The organism is Desulforhabdus amnigena (assembly GCF_027925305.1).
Taxonomy (GTDB): Bacteria; Desulfobacterota; Syntrophobacteria; order Syntrophobacterales; family Syntrophobacteraceae; genus Desulforhabdus; species Desulforhabdus amnigena.
The window spans coordinates 4044540-4059731 of sequence record NZ_BSDR01000001.1 but is presented as its reverse complement, the minus strand read 5'-3'; the positions used below and the strand labels follow the sequence as shown (position 1 = coordinate 4059731).

The following is a 15192-nucleotide window of genomic DNA, read 5'->3' as shown; positions in this document are numbered from 1 at the left end:
ACTTATGGAAGAGCAGAAGTCAGCGAGAAAGACACGCGTCGGCGTGGTGACAAGCAATAAAATGGACAAAACTGTTGTGGTATCAGTTGCCCGTCTTGTGCATCACCAAAAGTATCGTAAATTTATTCGCCGCCAAAACAAGTTCAAAGCCCATGATGCACTCAATGCATGTCAGATAGGCGATCGTGTTCTCATCGAGGAGAGCCGCCCGCTCAGCAAGGACAAGCGATGGGTGGTCGTCAAGGTCTTGGAAAAAGCGGCCATATAGCCCTGCGTTGCATCTTTGACCCCTATGAAAGCGGGGTTGTTCTGGACAGCAATGCAAAAACGGAGTAAACCATGATTCAGACGGAAACTCAGCTCAACGCCGCGGATAATTCCGGCGCTAAACGCCTTTACTGCATTAAGGTACTCGGCGGCACCCGGAAACGCTACGCTACAGTCGGCGACATTATCGTGGTTTCTGTGCAGGAAGCCATCCCCAATGCCAAGGTTAAGAAAGGCGATGTGCTCAAAGCGGTAGTCGTTCGCACCAAAAAAGAGGTGCGTCGCCCTGATGGCTCCTACATCAAGTTCGACGATAATTCCGCTGTTCTCATCAACCCAGCCAAGGAACCCATTGGAACACGCATCTTTGGACCCGTGGCTAGGGAATTGCGCGCCAAACAGTTCATGAAGATTATCTCGCTGGCTCCCGAAGTGCTTTAGTGAGTATAAGGAAACTGGACCCATGGAAGTTCAGAAAAAATTTCGTATAAAGAAAAACGATACGGTTATGGTGATTGCCGGCAAGGACAAGGGAAAAAGCGGGAAGGTTCTGCGGCTTATTCCCAAGAAGAACCGGGCAATTGTGGAAAAATTGAACATGGTCAAACGCCACATGCGCCCGGGTGCTCACAGCCGGCAAGGGGGAATTCTTGAAAGAGAAGCCCCTATTGAGATTTCTAACCTCATGTTGATTTGTTCCAAATGTACCGACCCGACCCGAGTGGGCTATAAAATTCTCGATGACAACCGGAAAGTTCGCTATTGCAAGAAGTGCAACGAAGTCATCGACTAGGGACGTCCATTACAAGGGCTACGGAGTGGAGGCAGTTCATGTCAAGAATGCTGGAAAAGTATCAGAGCGAGATTGCGCCCAAGCTTCAGGAGCAGTTTCGCTACAAGAGCCCAATGCAGATCCCCAAAATGACCAAGATCATACTCAATATGGGGCTGGGCGAGGCCATTCAGAACATAAAGATTCTGGATTCAGCCACACAGGAACTCTCGCAGATAGCGGGCCAGAAACCTGTCATTACCCGCGCACGGCAAAGCATCGCTGCCTTTAAACTGCGAAAAGGGATGCCTATCGGCTGTATGGTCACCTTGCGCGGTGACCGTATGTACGAATTTTTCGACAAGCTGGTCAATGTCGCGCTTCCTCGCGTTCGTGACTTCCGCGGAATTTCTCCCAAGGCGCTCGATGGACGGGGCAATTATACCCTCGGCATCAAAGAGCACATTATTTTCCCGGAAATCGACTATGACAAAATCGATAAAATCAAGGGCATGAACATCACCATCGTAACAACGGCTCAGACGGACGAAGAGGCGCGCACTCTTCTGGATCTGATGGGCATGCCGTTCAAGCGCTAACGGAAGACAAGGAGGCAACATTGGCTAAAAAGTCTCTGATTGCAAAGTCAAAACGCACCCCTAAGTTCAAGGTCAGGGCCTATAATCGCTGCCCCATTTGCGGGCGTCCGAGAGCATTCATTCGCCAGTTTGGAATCTGTCGGATCTGCTTTCGCACGATGTCCCTCAAGGGCGAGCTTCCTGGCGTAGTTAAATCCAGCTGGTAGGCCGGGAAATCTAAAGGAGCGAGTTTTATGGTCGTATCGGATACTATCGCCGATTTTTTAAATCGCATCAAAAATGGACAGAAAGCGCGGTTCGATAAGGTGGACATTCCTGCATCCCGCATGAAAGCCAGCCTTGCTCGTATCCTCAAGGACGAGGGTTACATCAAAAATTTTAAGCTCATTCGCGACGATTTGCAGGGCATTCTTCGAATCCAGCTCAAGTACGGTGAAACGCGTGAAGGGGTCATCACCGGTGTAAAACGCATCAGCAGGCCTGGACGCCGCGTCTATGTGGGGCATGGGGAAATTCCGAAGGTAATGAACGGGATGGGTATCAACATCCTCTCTACCTCCAAGGGCGTCATGACGGACCGGCAGGCCCGCAAAGAGCACATCGGTGGAGAACTGCTTTGCTCCGTTTGGTAGCAAGTTTCACCCTGCCCGCTTCTAAACGAAAGCGCATTGTAGGACAGTCAGTTGTATAAGGAGCACACTCATGTCACGTGTGGGAAAGTTGCCCATCAACATACCTAAGGGGGTCAGTGCCACCCTTGAGGGGCTCGTCTTGACGGTTAAGGGTCCCAAAGGCACTTTGGCCCGCCAGTTACCTGAAACCTTGGATGTAAAAATCGACACTGCGACGATTCAGATCCAGCGCAGGGATGATACCATCCAGTCCAGGTCGCTTCATGGCCTTGCCAGGGCATTGGTAAACAACATGGTTCTTGGAGTCAGCGAAGGCTTCAAGCGGTCTTTGGAGATCCAGGGGACGGGTTATCGGGCCGAAGCCCAAAAAGGTGTTTTGAACCTCAGCCTTGGCTTCTCTCACCCCGTACAGTTTCCACTCCCCGATGGAATTCAGGCTGCTGTAGAACGCCAGAACATTATCCACCTGGAGGGAATCGACAGGGAACTCCTTGGGCAAACCGCTGCTCGCATCAAGGCCCTTCGTCCTGTCGAACCTTATAAAGGCAAGGGTGTTCGCAATGTTGGCGAACATATCCATCGCAAGGCCGGCAAAACGGGTTCCAAGAAGTAAGGAATATGGGGAGAAGCACAGAGATGGCAAAGAAGACAAATCCTAGTGAGGTAGCACGCCTCAAACGTAAAAAGCGTATACGCAAAAATATCACTGGAACGCAGGAACGGCCCAGGTTATCGATTTTCCGCAGCGACAAACACATTTATGCCCAGATTATTGACGACATTCAAGGGGTTACGTTAGTTGCAGCCTCCACTCTATCGCCGGAATATAAAGGGATGGAATCGCCCGAAGGCAAGGTCGGAGCGGCAAAGCGTGTAGGTGAGATGATTGCGCGCAAGGCTCAAGAAAAGGGCATTTCCAAGGTAGTTTTCGACCGTAACGGGTTCATTTATCACGGCCGCGTTCAAGCCCTCGCTGATGCCGCTCGGCAGGCCGGCTTAGACTTTTAATAAATCCAGATCATATACAAATGGAGGCAAACAAATTGATAGCTGCGGAATCGAGCCAACTGCAATTGATTGATAAGGTGGTCCACATCAGCCGGGTGGCTAAGGTCGTCAAGGGTGGACGCCGGTTTTCTTTTAGCGCCATTGTGGTGGTTGGAGATGGCAATGGGCGGGTCGGCTTCAGCCTGGGCAAAGCCAACGAAGTTCCCGAAGCCATTCGAAAGGGCATGGAATCAGCCAAGAGAGGCATGTTCGACGTCCCTTTGGTAGAAGGTGGAACCATTCCTCATGAGGTTCTTGGATGTTTCGGCGCTGCGTCTGTTGTCCTGAAGCCGGCATCCCCCGGTACGGGTGTCATTGCAGGAGGCGCAGTCCGCGCCATCATGGAAGCGGCAGGTATTCACAACATTCTAACCAAGTGCATTGGCTCCCGGAATCCACACAACGTGGTCAAGGCGACCCTTGAAGGTTTGAAGTGTCTTCGAAGCCTTGAGACAGTAGCCAAGGTTCGTGGTATAGATGCACAGGAAATAAAAGCCTAGAGATATTTCCCGCTGTCTCGGGATCGCTGTTTTGATGGTTTGCCCCCTGTCCCCAATGAAACAGGGAGGCCGATCTTATGCGATCCATGGACAAGGGTTATCAGAGGAACGAGATATGGCAAAACCCATCCAAGTCAAACTGGTTCGAAGCCCGATAGGCCGGCCGGAAAAACACCGAAAAATTTTGCAGGCTTTAGGCCTCACCCGCCTCAACAAGACCGTGGAGCTTTACAGCACTCCCACTATAGTCGGCGCCATTCGCAAGGTGATTCACCTCGTCGAGGTCAGTGAGCGATAAGCCTTTTCCTTACTTTTGTCATTACACAACAGGTGTTCACATGAGACTTGAAGATTTGGCTCCTGCTCCGGGAGCGAAAAAAAGCAGAAAGCGTGTGGGCCGTGGGTCGGGTTCCGGCCTTGGCAAGACAGCGGCTCGCGGATCCAAGGGACAGAACGCACGATCCGGCGGAGGGACACCTCCTTGGTTTGAAGGTGGCCAGATGCCGCTCCAGCGTCGCATTCCCAAACGCGGATTCAAAAACCCTTTTAGAAAGCAGTTTGCCGTTGTGAATGTCGGCGATCTCCAGATTTTCGAAAGCGGAAGCGAAATCGGAGTCCAGCAATTCCTCGAAACCGGTCTCGTTAGAAGATTCTTTGAAGGCGTAAAGCTTCTTGCTGATGGCGATGTGTCGTCTCCTTTCACTGTACATGTTCACAAGGCCAGTGCATCCGCCATTCAAAAGATCGAAGCCGCGGGTGGTCGAGTAGAACTGATCCCTCCTCCCGAAAAAAAGGATTAAAGGGTGATTACAGGTTTTCAGAATATTGGTCGAATTCCTGAGCTTAAACGCCGGATTGGAATGACCCTTCTCCTTCTTGCGGTTTACCGCATCGGCGCCCACATTCCCACTCCGGGCATCAACAACGAGGCATTGGCTGCTTTTTTCCGCGCCGCTCAGGGGACCCTGCTCGGTCTCTTCGATATGTTTTCCGGTGGCGCTCTTAGCCAGCTTTCTGTGTTCGCTCTCGGGATCATGCCCTATATCAGCGCTTCTATCATCCTTCAGCTCCTTACGGTGGTGATTCCCCAACTGGAGCGTCTCAGCAAGGAGGGTGAATCGGGTCGCAAGAAAATCACGCAATACACCCGTTATGGGACGGTCGTCCTCAGTATCATCCAGGGCTTTGGCATAGCCTTTGGCCTGGAAGGTATGACGGGACCGGGGGGAGAGATGGTTGTTCTTTTTCCCGGCTGGGGCTTCAGAGTAACGACCGTCATCACTCTTACCGCCGGTACGGCCTTTATCATGTGGCTCGGAGAGCAGATCACCGAACACGGGATAGGCAACGGTATTTCATTGATCATTTATGCTGGAATCGTGGCCGGCCTTCCCAACGCTCTGATCAATACGATGCGCCTCACCAGGACGGGTGAAATGAGCATTTTCTTTGTGCTGTTGCTCCTTGTGCTCATGGTTGGCGTGGTGGGCACCATTATTTTCATGGAGCGCGGCCAGAGGCGTATCCCTGTTCAATACGCCAAGCGGGTTGTGGGAAGACGCGTTTATGGAGGGCAAAACACCCATATTCCCCTCAAGATCAATACCGCGGGGGTCATACCCCCCATCTTCGCATCGTCCATCATCATGTTTCCTGCGACGGTAGCCAATTTTATTCAGATCTCCTGGGTAAAGTCCGTCGCGCAGTCTCTGACTCCCGGGCATTGGCTCTATACCGTCATGTATGTTGCGTTCATCATTTTTTTCTGCTTCTTTTACACAGCTATTGTGTTCAATCCTGTCGATGTCGCGGACAACATGAAGAAGTATGGCGGCTTCATTCCAGGAATCCGGCCCGGAAGACCGACGGCAGATTACATCGATAAGGTCCTCAGCAGAATAACCCTTGGCGGAGCTGTCTATGTCTCTGCCGTTTGCGTTCTGCCGACCATTCTCATCCGCAAATTCAGCGTACCCTTCTACTTCGGCGGGACCGCCCTTCTCATCGTTATCGGTGTTGCTATGGATACATTGGGACAGATCGAAGCCCATATGCTCTCCAGACACTACGAGGGATTTCTCAAGCAGGGGCGCGTTCGTGGCCGCAGGTAGTTCGTGAAAGTAAAGGGGTATCACTATCACTCGGTTTTCATTTGGTTTGTAGTAGTCGTCAGTGAGCTTGGTGAAAGTTGATTATCAGTTCAACACAAGGGAGGAGAGAGAAAATGAACATTATTTTGTTAGGACCGCCGGGAGCCGGAAAGGGAACTCAAGCCGCACGTCTTATCGCAAAATACGGGATCCCTCAGATTTCCACTGGAGACATGCTGCGGGCTGCACTGAAAGAGGGTACGCCTTTGGGTCTTGAAGCAAAAACATATATGGACAAGGGCGCTCTGGTTCCCGACAGCGTCGTCATTGGGCTTGTCAAGGAACGCATTCAGAAGCCTGATTGCGCCAAAGGATACATGCTGGACGGTTTCCCCCGCAATGTCAGCCAGGCCGAAGCTCTGGATTCCATGCTTGCAGAGCTTTCCCAGAAGATCGATCATGTCGTTTGTGTAGAGGTTCCCAGTTCGGAACTGCTCGGTCGCTTGACGGGTCGCCGCACATGCCGTGCCTGTGGAGCGGGCTTTCACATTCGGTTCGATCCTCCAAAGAAAGAAGGCGTTTGCGATAAATGTGGTGGTGAGCTGTATCAAAGGGACGACGACAACGAGGCCACCGTTTCTTCTCGCTTGAAAGTATACGACGATCAAACCAAGCCTCTCATTGATTATTACGAAAAGCAAGGCAAGTTGCGCCGTGTCGACGGAGTAGGCAGCATGTCTGAAATTTTTGAACGCATTACGGCCATTTTGGGCTAGAGGATCTCTGCTGTTGATTACCCTTCGTTCTCAAAGGGAAATAGAAAAAATCCGCAAAGCCTGTTGTATTGTCGCCGAGGTTTTGCAGCACATCAAGGAGCACATCCAGCCTGGAGTTACCACGCTTGAGCTGAATGTGCTCAGTGAAGAACTCGCCAAGAAGCGGAAAGCCAAACCAGCCTTCAAGGGATACCAGGGGTACCCTTACTCCTTGTGTACATCCATAAACGAAGAGGTGGTCCACGGGATGCCCTCCAAGCACCGGCATCTCCACGAGGGCGATATCATCAGTATCGATTTCGGGGTGGTTATCGACGGCTACTACGGAGACTCCGCCATTACTGTAGCCGTTGGTAAAATCAGCGAGGATGCTGAGCAGCTGTGCAAGGTCACCGAACAATCCCTTTACGAGGGCATTCGCCAGGTCGTGGTGGGAAATCATCTTTCGGACATTTCGCATGCCATCCAGTCATATGTCGAGTCCCGTGGATATTCGGTAGTGAGGGAGTTCGTAGGCCATGGTATCGGTCAGCACCTCCATGAGAGTCCGCAGATCCCTAATTACGGTCCTCCCGGCCGCGGGGTTAAACTTAGGGCTGGAATGGTTTTCGCCATAGAACCCATGATAAATCTTGGCGGTCCCGAAGTAGAGATATTGAAAGACCAATGGACAGCAGTCACCGTTGATCGGAAAATATCCGCACACTTCGAGCATACGGTAGCTGTTACGGACAATGGTCCGGATATTTTAACGCGCCTTTAAAAATTTTGTTTACAATATTATTTTCTGGCGCTATAATTCTAAATTTTCAAACACTCAAAAGCGCATTGCAAGGAGATGAAAAAAGGCATGGCTAAAGAGGATTCCATAGAAGTGGAAGGTACGGTTGTAGAAACCCTTCCAAATGCCATGTTTCGCGTGGAGTTGCCGAACGGTCATCGGATTCTGGCTCATATATCCGGCAAGATGCGTATGCATTTTATCCGCATACTTCCAGGAGACAAGGTAACGGTAGAACTCTCTCCCTATGACCTGAACCGGGGCCGCATCACCTACCGATCGAAGTCCTAGCGCCTCTTTGCCAGTGTCTTGTAGAAGGGAGAAGATGGCATGAAAGTACGAGCGTCAGTCAAGCGTATTTGCCGCAAATGTAAGATCATACGCCGACATGGAGCAGTACGCGTTATTTGTGAAAACCCCAGGCATAAGCAACGACAAGGGTAATGGGAGGAACGGGCATTGGCACGAATTGCAGGCATTGACCTACCCAAGAACAAGCGAATCGAGATTGCCTTGACTTACATTTATGGTATCGGGCGGTCCACTTCTCAAAAGATTCTCGACCAGGCGAACATTTCTTGGGATACGAAAAGCGATGATTTGGATGACAACCAGATCAACACGATCCGGCAGATCATAGATTCCCAGTACAAGGTCGAAGGTGATCTTCGTACAGAGGTTTCCATGAACATCAAGCGCTTGATGGACCTTGGTTGCTATCGCGGTCTGAGGCATCGGCGCGGTCTTCCCGTTCATGGTCAGCGGACTCATACGAATGCACGTACCCGCAAGGGACCACGCCGATCCGTCATGGGCAAGCGCAAGAAATAATTCGGAGGAACTATGGCAAGGGAGAAAGGCGTCTCGCGCAAGAAAAAAGAGCGCAAGAACATACAAAATGGTGTCGCTCACATCCGTTCGACCTTCAACAACACGATTGTCACGATTACGGACATGAGCGGCAATGCAATTTCCTGGTCCAGTGCCGGGAGTCAGGGCTTCAAGGGATCTCGTAAGAGCACCCCTTTTGCCGCTCAGGTTGCAGCGGAAATTGCGGGTAAAAAGGCTATGGAGCATGGCCTTCAAAACCTGGAGGTCTATGTAAAGGGACCCGGGTCGGGTCGTGAAGCTGCGCTTCGCGCACTTCAAGCCTCTGGCTTCAACATCACAGTCATCAAAGATGTGACTCCCATTCCCCACAACGGCTGCCGTCCTCCCAAGCGACGCCGAGTCTGATGGAGTCCATCGGTTGTTACACTTTAGATAGGTTTATTAAAAACGAGAAGAGGAGGATTTAACCTTGGCTCGCTATACGGGTTCAGTCTGCCGGCTTTGCCGCCGAGAAACCATGAAGCTCTACTTGAAAGGCGACCGTTGTTATTCTGACAAATGCGCCGTGGAGCGCCGCAACTACCCCCCCGGACAACACGGGCAAAGCCGTGGCAAGTTTTCCGACTATGGCTTGCAGTTGCGCGAAAAGCAGAAGATCAAGCGCATGTACGGGCTTGTCGAGAAACAATTCAAAACCTACTTCAAACATGCAGACCGGCAAAAAGGTGTGACAGGAACCAACTTCCTCATCCTTCTCGAACGGCGCCTGGACAACGCGGTTTACCGATTCGGCTTTGCAGATTCTCGGTCACAAGCGCGTCAGGTTGTCCGACACAACCATGTACTGGTGAACGGAAAGAAGGTCAATGTTCCCTCTTACCTTCTTCGTCCGGGGGATACCGTAACCATTGCTGAAGGCAGTCGTCAAATTTCAATCATCAATGACGCTCTCGAGGCACTCCCTCGCCGTGGCCTTCCTTCCTGGCTGGAACTTGACAAAGCGAAGTATGAGGGGATTTTCAAGACCATTCCAACCAGAGAAGAGATGAATTTGCCGGTACAAGAACAGCTTGTGGTTGAATTCTATTCGAAATAGCGTGAGGAATTCCTCACGGCCATCCCTACCGGATATAGAGTTCTGTCAAACGGCCGACTCCATATCCGGTTTTTCCCTTTCCCTCACGGAAAGTTGGAAAGCCCCCTTGGCGACATCTCTTGATGAGGAAACATTATGCAAAGGAACTGGCGCGAACTGATCAAACCCAAGCGCTTGGAAATTGAAACAAACGAGCACCCTGATGTTTACGGGAAGTTCGTTTGTGAGCCTTTAGAACGGGGCTTCGGAATCACGCTGGGTAATGCCCTTAGAAGAGTGCTTTTATCCTCCCTACAAGGTTCGGCCATTACCAGCGTCAAAATTGACGGTGTTCTTCACGAATTTTCCACTATTCCCGGCGTACTGGAAGATGTCACTGATGTTATCTTGAATCTCAAGGAGGTGAGATTCAAGATGATGACAGAGGGTCCAGTCGTGCTCATTTTGGAAAAGGATGGCGAAGGAGAGGTAACATCTAAAGACATCCAAGGCACCGCGCAGGTTGAAGTGTTAAACCCTGATCAACATGTGTGCACTCTTGCCAAAGATGCCAAGCTGCGCATGGAGCTTACTGTCAAACAAGGTAAAGGTTATATGCCCGCAGATCGGAATGCGGACGAGAACCAGCCTATTGGCACGATTCCCATTGATGCTATTTTTTCTCCCATGCGCAAGGTGAGCTATACGGTAACGCAGGCTCGTGTAGGCCAGATTACCGACTACGACAAGTTGACCATGGAGATCTGGACGGATGGCAGCATCAAACCGGAGGATGCCCTCGCCTTCGCTGCGAAAATCCTCAAAGATCAGCTGACGATTTTCATCAATTTTGAAGAAGAAGTTGAGACGCATGAGGAAGAAATCCGTATTGAACCAGCGTTCAACGATAATCTTTTTCGCAGTGTGGATGAACTGGAGCTTTCCGTTCGATCGGCCAACTGTCTGAAAAATGCTGATATTCGATATATCGGGGAACTTGTTCAAAAGTCAGAAGCGGAAATGTTGAAAACGAAGAATTTCGGTCGTAAGTCTCTAAACGAAATCAAGGAAATCCTGAGCGAGATGGGGCTTTCCTTGGGTGTAAAACTCGAAAATTTCCCCAGTCGGGAGGAAATTGAAGAGCGAAGAAAGGAACAGGAATAGCCATGCGCCACGGAGTTTCTGGTAGAAAATTAAATCGTGTGACAAGTCACCGATTGGCCATGTTCCGAAACATGGTGACTTCCCTGCTGCGGCACGAGAGAATCTATACCACGGTACCCAAAGCCAAAGAGTTGCGGAGATGGACGGACTGGATGATCACCCTTGGCAAGCGGGGCGATCTTCACTCAAAACGTCAGGCGTTGTCGTTCATCCAGGAAAAGAGCACCGTGTATAAGCTCTTTGAGGATCTTGCGCCTCGATACCAAAGTCGCCCTGGAGGTTATACTCGTATCATTAAGGTAGGATTTCGCCGAGGCGATGCATCACCAATGTGCATCATCGAACTCGTCACGGATTCCGGTCGGCCTCCCAAGAAATCTAAAATCACAGAGGGACCTCAACAGAAAACGGTTCCTTCGGCAGAGCCCGCCGCAGCGGCATCCGAACCGGCAGGCCAATCGGCAAGCCAGGCAGAATAAGAACGGTCCTGAAAAAAAATAACCCGCCAATGCGGGTTATTTTTTTTCACTTCCGTCGGAAAGGCCATGCATATCCTACAATAAGCCGTCTTCCTCTTTTTGACAGTAGAAGCAACATTCCCTGCATGTAAAGCCGCTCCACATTGCCTTGGCGGCCTTGTCCAAACACGCATCGTAGTTTTGACAGGCGAAATTGCGAACGCCCTTCCCTTCCTTGCACATCACAGGCCCTAGCGACAACTTACCGATCTTCTCAGCTTGTCCCGCCTGCCCGCGATATACCTTTTCCTTTGCCATATTCTTTGTCTCCTGATGAAAACCTTGACCTTACAAATACCCGTTCCCTATTCGACTTTTCATGGACCGGCATCACCCCAAGTCAAACAATTCTTCATGTAGTCTCGCCTTATCACCCCGGAAACATCCGAACCAGAATACCAGGCTCATTTCATGATGAACGCAATTTCCCCTTTGCCCCAGCCTAACTTTCACAAAAGCTTTCACCATTGCACAAAACCGGCAGGGGAAACCCCTCCCAATATATGGAAACTCCAGGACAACAAAAAATCAACATCCTTTCCCCTGGGAAACAAAATCGGTTGGTTGCTTCAAAGTGTTAAGGCATTTTTGAGGAAATAATATTTTAGGTAATACTAAACACGTAAATCACGAAAATCAAATTTTGCATCGGAAAACCCTCAACAAGTCTTCAAGAAATCCAGCATGAACATCAGATCTTCTCCACCAATCGAGCCACATCGCTGCGAGCATCAAGCATCCGAAAGGCATCCCTCCGGGCCAAAAGTACTTTATTCATTACTTCTCACCATAGGGTGAACATTTTTTTAATTTTAACTTTAAGATTCATCGTTTCAAGCCACTTTTCAGTCTATATGCATTCTGTTATATTTTTAAAGTTTGTTTGTCCTTTGGAAATGCGAGGATCCAATAAAATCAGACCATCACAGTCCGCAGATTTTCTGCAGATTAAAAAAATTTTTTTATCTTGGGTAGGCAGGATTTTTATTTTGTCTATCCGCGGATCAATCTGGCCTGATTTCTGCCACACCAAGGGGAATCTACCCTTGATGTGTCGTCTTTATCTGCATTCTTGCCGGATCTTTTCCATTTCCTCAAATAAACGATCAAAAAGAAAATGAAATTTTATTTGAGGTAGAGCGGTTTACATAAATTTTAAAGTGTTCTGTTTTTCCGACTTTTTCTTTTCGGCCTGAGGTCCCTTTCCCCCATGGATCCCTCTGGGCAACATGATTTTTTCAATCTTCACAGAATGGACTCGATCTCATTGAATTTACCCATAATCCATCAAGGTGAATCTTTTGCGGCACTCGTCAGCCTGGGCTGTGCGAAAAATCTAGTCGACAGCGAAATCATGCTCCCGCAAATTTTGGCTCTTGGATATCGACTGGCAACAGATCCTGCCAAAGCCTCCCTTATCGTCGTCAATACGTGCGGGTTTCTCGAAAGTGCGGTGGAAGAGGCAATAGAAACCATTCTCGATTTATCGAGCCTCAAGACCACCGGCATGTGCACTCAGCTTGTCGTGGCAGGCTGCATGGTTCAGCGCTACGGCAAGAAGCTGCTGGATCTATTACCCGAAGTTGACATATTTCTGGGTACTTCCCACTACGGAAAGCTCAAAGAAATTCTCCTTGCGTCTCGCAATGGAAATCCCAGGAAGCTATGGATTTCTACACCACGCTGGTTGCACTCGTCACAAACGCCTCGCCTTCGTTCGACACTTCCTTTTTCGGCGTATGTCAAGATTGCCGATGGATGCAGCAATCACTGCACGTATTGCATGATCCCACATCTCCGTGGTCCTTACCGAAGCCGTAGTATTCAGGACATCGTCCGGGAAGCGACAATTCTTGTCTCCGAAGGAGTCAAGGAAATCAACCTCATTGCACAGGACACCACCGCTTTTGGCATGGACAGACAAAATGAAGGGGAACTCATCCCCCTTTTAGAACAGTTGGACGACATTCCGCATTTGGAATGGATTCGCATTCTCTATGTCTATCCCGATCGTGTCACGCCTCTCCTGCTTCAAACAATGGCACAATCCCGAAAAGTAGTGCCCTATCTCGACATCCCGCTTCAGCATTCTGTCCCGAGCATCTTGAATGCCATGAGGCGTAAAGGTTCCTTCGTCAATCCGGAGAAATTGATCGACCTCATCCGGAAGCACATTCCCGCAATGGTTCTTAGAACTTCTTTTATCGTCGGTTTTCCAGGGGAAACAGATCAGGATTTCCTCGATTTACTTGGATTTGTAGAAAGAATGAAGTTCCAGCACGTGGGCGTATTCGCCTTCTCTCCTGAAATTGGAACGCGTGCTGCCAAAATGGCCCATCAGGTACCGTTGGAAAAGAAGGAGCAGAGACGTCACACTTTGCTTGAAATGCAGAGAGAAATTTCACGACAGTGTCTTCAAAAGTACATCGGGCAAACCCTTCGAGTTCTCATTGAAGGCTTTCATCCGGAAACGGAACTCCTCCTTACAGGGCGTCTCGCTGTCCAGGCCCCGGAGGTTGACGGCAGCGTGATAATCACGGCGGGCGAGGCGCAAAGGGGAGACATTGTCCAAGCTGAGGTCACTTCTGCCCACGATTATGACCTGGAGGCTGAAATTGTGACATCCAGTTGAAAGAAGTGGGCATGGGAAGGGCATCCGCCCCGTCAAGGATTCAACCTCCTAAAACATTTTGACATATGGAGAAATATTCGTTATTAAATGACCTTTCTATGAGGATCATTGCTCATTTTAGAGGCATTCCGGACCGGTCATAACAGACACGATATTGAAAACGTTTATACTCTGAACGGATGAAACTGAGACACTTGGGAACGCGAGCATTTTGGCCGCCTTCTGTGGACGAGATACCCCGCGCTCCCGGAGGAATCCATGAAATAAAGTCTGATTTCAACCTTTCACAGTATAATCCATGGATCAAGCAGGCACATAAATAGTGGACTCTTTTGTTCTGCCCAGTTTCATCTCACCCAATTCAGAAGATATCAAACGGCGGATTTATGCTCGGATTCGTTCCGACCTCCACCGCATTGAGGCGGAGATCGACCGCAATATCAATTCGAGCATCCCACTGATATCCGTTGTGGCCCGCCATATTATGGGAAGCGGGGGCAAACGACTGAGACCCTTGCTGATGATCCTCTCCTCCCGTCTCTGCGGGTATACGGGAGATCGTGATGTTTCGCTTTCCGTAGTTTTCGAATTCATACACGCAGCATCCTTACTACACGACGATGTTGTGGATCACGCCGAATTTCGCCGCAATCAACCGGCAGCCAATACCATTTGGGGAAATCCGGGTGTAGTGCTGGTGGGCGATTTCCTCTATTCAAAATCCTTCCTGATGACCGTAGGATACAACAATATTCGCATATTGGAAGTGCTCTCCTCGGCTACGACAAAAATGGCCGAAGGGGAAGTTCTCCAGATGGTTCATTCCGACAACCTGGAAGTGGATGAAGAGGAATACCTGGAAGTCATTACGCGTAAAACGGCAGTCCTTATCAGCGCAGCATGCCAGGTAGGGGCCATCTTTGGCGGTGCATCCCCCGAAGAGGAAGAAGCTTTAAGGGCCTATGGCCATCATCTGGGAATAGCCTTCCAGCTCGTCGATGATACACTGGACTATACGGGAGACGTCAAGGAGTTGGGCAAACCCGTAGGAAATGATATTCGGGAGGGAAAGGCTACTTTACCGCTCATTTATACGATCAAAAAAGCCAAGCCGTCTGTTAAAAAACGCCTCGGCGAAATCTTCTGTGCGGAGGAAATTCTCCCGGAAAACTTTCTGGAAGTCCGGGAAATGGTGATGCGTTCCGGAGGCATAGAGTATACGCTTCATTCCGCCATTGAGCATGTACAAAAGGCCAAGGAGAGTTTAGACATTTTTCCTGCACATCCCACGAAAGAAACCCTTGTGGAAATAGCGGATTATGTGTTGTGCCGGAGAGTCTGAAATTCGGTGGCAGGCACAAAGAGAACGTTCATGTAAATTCTGGAACGGCTCAGCTATTTGTATGGCTTTCGAAGCAAGCGATAGCGCTCCGACACATATTCTTTGATGAAAGATCAGCTCAAGCATGCCGGATTACAGGAAAATCCGTTTTTTTCAATTCCTCTGC

Annotated in this window: 24 protein-coding genes; 23 read left to right on the top strand and 1 reads right to left on the bottom strand. The window is 49.8% G+C overall.

Going from position 1 to position 15192, the window contains the following annotated elements; translation table 11 throughout:
- Positions 1–4 precede the first annotated feature (4 nt).
- From rpsQ to rplQ, 21 genes are all read left to right on the top strand, one after another.
- Positions 5–268 (top strand): 30S ribosomal protein S17, encoded by a 264-nt coding sequence (rpsQ, locus tag QMG16_RS17330; protein ID WP_281796246.1) that lies wholly within the window; start codon positions 5–7, stop codon positions 266–268.
- A 71-nt stretch (positions 269–339) separates the two neighbouring features.
- Positions 340–708: a 50S ribosomal protein L14 gene (rplN, locus tag QMG16_RS17325; RefSeq protein WP_281796244.1), complete on the top strand. Its 369-nt coding sequence runs from the start codon at positions 340–342 to the stop codon at positions 706–708.
- A gap of 22 nt (positions 709–730) precedes the next feature.
- Complete coding sequence (rplX, locus tag QMG16_RS17320; RefSeq protein ID WP_281796242.1) at positions 731–1060, top strand: 50S ribosomal protein L24; 330 nt, start codon at positions 731–733, stop codon at positions 1058–1060.
- Between the two features lie 38 nt (positions 1061–1098).
- Positions 1099–1638 carry a 50S ribosomal protein L5 gene (gene rplE, locus QMG16_RS17315; RefSeq protein ID WP_281796240.1) on the top strand — a complete coding sequence of 180 codons (540 nt, stop codon included), beginning with the start codon at positions 1099–1101 and terminating at the stop codon, positions 1636–1638.
- Between the two features lie 20 nt (positions 1639–1658).
- A complete protein-coding gene (locus QMG16_RS17310; RefSeq protein WP_281796239.1) occupies positions 1659–1844 on the top strand; it encodes a type Z 30S ribosomal protein S14 in 186 nt (61 codons plus the stop codon).
- Between the two features lie 27 nt (positions 1845–1871).
- Positions 1872–2270 carry a 30S ribosomal protein S8 gene (rpsH, locus tag QMG16_RS17305; protein WP_281796237.1) on the top strand — a complete coding sequence of 133 codons (399 nt, stop codon included), beginning with the start codon at positions 1872–1874 and terminating at the stop codon, positions 2268–2270.
- A gap of 70 nt (positions 2271–2340) precedes the next feature.
- Complete coding sequence (rplF, locus tag QMG16_RS17300) at positions 2341–2883, top strand: 50S ribosomal protein L6 (RefSeq protein WP_281796235.1); 543 nt, start codon at positions 2341–2343, stop codon at positions 2881–2883.
- 23 nt (positions 2884–2906) lie between these two features.
- Positions 2907–3278, top strand: coding sequence for a 50S ribosomal protein L18 (gene rplR, locus QMG16_RS17295; protein ID WP_281796234.1), 372 nt, complete (start codon positions 2907–2909; stop codon positions 3276–3278).
- A 35-nt stretch (positions 3279–3313) separates the two neighbouring features.
- Positions 3314–3817 (top strand): 30S ribosomal protein S5, encoded by a 504-nt coding sequence (gene rpsE / locus QMG16_RS17290; protein WP_281796232.1) that lies wholly within the window; start codon positions 3314–3316, stop codon positions 3815–3817.
- 115 nt (positions 3818–3932) lie between these two features.
- A complete protein-coding gene (gene rpmD, locus QMG16_RS17285) occupies positions 3933–4115 on the top strand; it encodes a 50S ribosomal protein L30 (RefSeq protein ID WP_281796231.1) in 183 nt (60 codons plus the stop codon).
- A gap of 40 nt (positions 4116–4155) precedes the next feature.
- On the top strand, positions 4156–4617 hold the full coding sequence (gene rplO / locus QMG16_RS17280) for a 50S ribosomal protein L15 (protein WP_281796230.1): 462 nt from the start codon (positions 4156–4158) through the stop codon (positions 4615–4617).
- A gap of 3 nt (positions 4618–4620) precedes the next feature.
- The gene (secY, locus tag QMG16_RS17275) at positions 4621–5928 is read left to right on the top strand and encodes a preprotein translocase subunit SecY (RefSeq protein ID WP_281796229.1); all 1308 of its coding nucleotides are present in this window, start codon (positions 4621–4623) and stop codon (positions 5926–5928) included.
- A gap of 113 nt (positions 5929–6041) precedes the next feature.
- Positions 6042–6683, top strand: a complete 642-nt coding sequence (locus tag QMG16_RS17270; protein ID WP_281796228.1) for an adenylate kinase — start codon at positions 6042–6044, stop codon at positions 6681–6683.
- A gap of 13 nt (positions 6684–6696) precedes the next feature.
- Positions 6697–7446: a type I methionyl aminopeptidase gene (gene map / locus QMG16_RS17265; RefSeq protein ID WP_281796227.1), complete on the top strand. Its 750-nt coding sequence runs from the start codon at positions 6697–6699 to the stop codon at positions 7444–7446.
- An 87-nt stretch (positions 7447–7533) separates the two neighbouring features.
- Positions 7534–7755 (top strand): translation initiation factor IF-1, encoded by a 222-nt coding sequence (gene infA, locus QMG16_RS17260; protein ID WP_244083656.1) that lies wholly within the window; start codon positions 7534–7536, stop codon positions 7753–7755.
- Between the two features lie 39 nt (positions 7756–7794).
- A complete protein-coding gene (gene rpmJ / locus QMG16_RS17255) occupies positions 7795–7908 on the top strand; it encodes a 50S ribosomal protein L36 (RefSeq protein ID WP_281796225.1) in 114 nt (37 codons plus the stop codon).
- A 15-nt stretch (positions 7909–7923) separates the two neighbouring features.
- On the top strand, positions 7924–8295 hold the full coding sequence (rpsM, locus tag QMG16_RS17250) for a 30S ribosomal protein S13 (protein WP_281796224.1): 372 nt from the start codon (positions 7924–7926) through the stop codon (positions 8293–8295).
- A gap of 12 nt (positions 8296–8307) precedes the next feature.
- Positions 8308–8700, top strand: a complete 393-nt coding sequence (rpsK, locus tag QMG16_RS17245) for a 30S ribosomal protein S11 (RefSeq protein WP_281796223.1) — start codon at positions 8308–8310, stop codon at positions 8698–8700.
- 64 nt (positions 8701–8764) lie between these two features.
- Positions 8765–9391, top strand: coding sequence for a 30S ribosomal protein S4 (gene rpsD / locus QMG16_RS17240; RefSeq protein WP_281796221.1), 627 nt, complete (start codon positions 8765–8767; stop codon positions 9389–9391).
- Positions 9392–9526: 135 nt separating this feature from the next.
- Positions 9527–10534, top strand: a complete 1008-nt coding sequence (locus QMG16_RS17235; protein ID WP_281796218.1) for a DNA-directed RNA polymerase subunit alpha — start codon at positions 9527–9529, stop codon at positions 10532–10534.
- Between the two features lie 2 nt (positions 10535–10536).
- Positions 10537–11013, top strand: a complete 477-nt coding sequence (gene rplQ, locus QMG16_RS17230) for a 50S ribosomal protein L17 (protein ID WP_281796217.1) — start codon at positions 10537–10539, stop codon at positions 11011–11013.
- 75 nt (positions 11014–11088) lie between these two features.
- Here the strand turns inward: rplQ and QMG16_RS17225 are convergent, their stop codons facing one another.
- The gene (locus tag QMG16_RS17225; RefSeq protein ID WP_281796215.1) at positions 11089–11310 is read right to left on the bottom strand and encodes a hypothetical protein; all 222 of its coding nucleotides are present in this window, start codon (positions 11308–11310) and stop codon (positions 11089–11091) included.
- A gap of 1009 nt (positions 11311–12319) precedes the next feature.
- On the opposite strand from QMG16_RS17225, the gene rimO reads away from it, so the two are divergent.
- Complete coding sequence (rimO, locus tag QMG16_RS17220) at positions 12320–13684, top strand: 30S ribosomal protein S12 methylthiotransferase RimO (protein ID WP_281796214.1); 1365 nt, start codon at positions 12320–12322, stop codon at positions 13682–13684.
- 322 nt (positions 13685–14006) lie between these two features.
- Positions 14007–15026: a polyprenyl synthetase family protein gene (locus tag QMG16_RS17215; protein ID WP_281796213.1), complete on the top strand. Its 1020-nt coding sequence runs from the start codon at positions 14007–14009 to the stop codon at positions 15024–15026.
- The last annotated feature ends 166 nt before the right edge of the window (positions 15027–15192 follow it).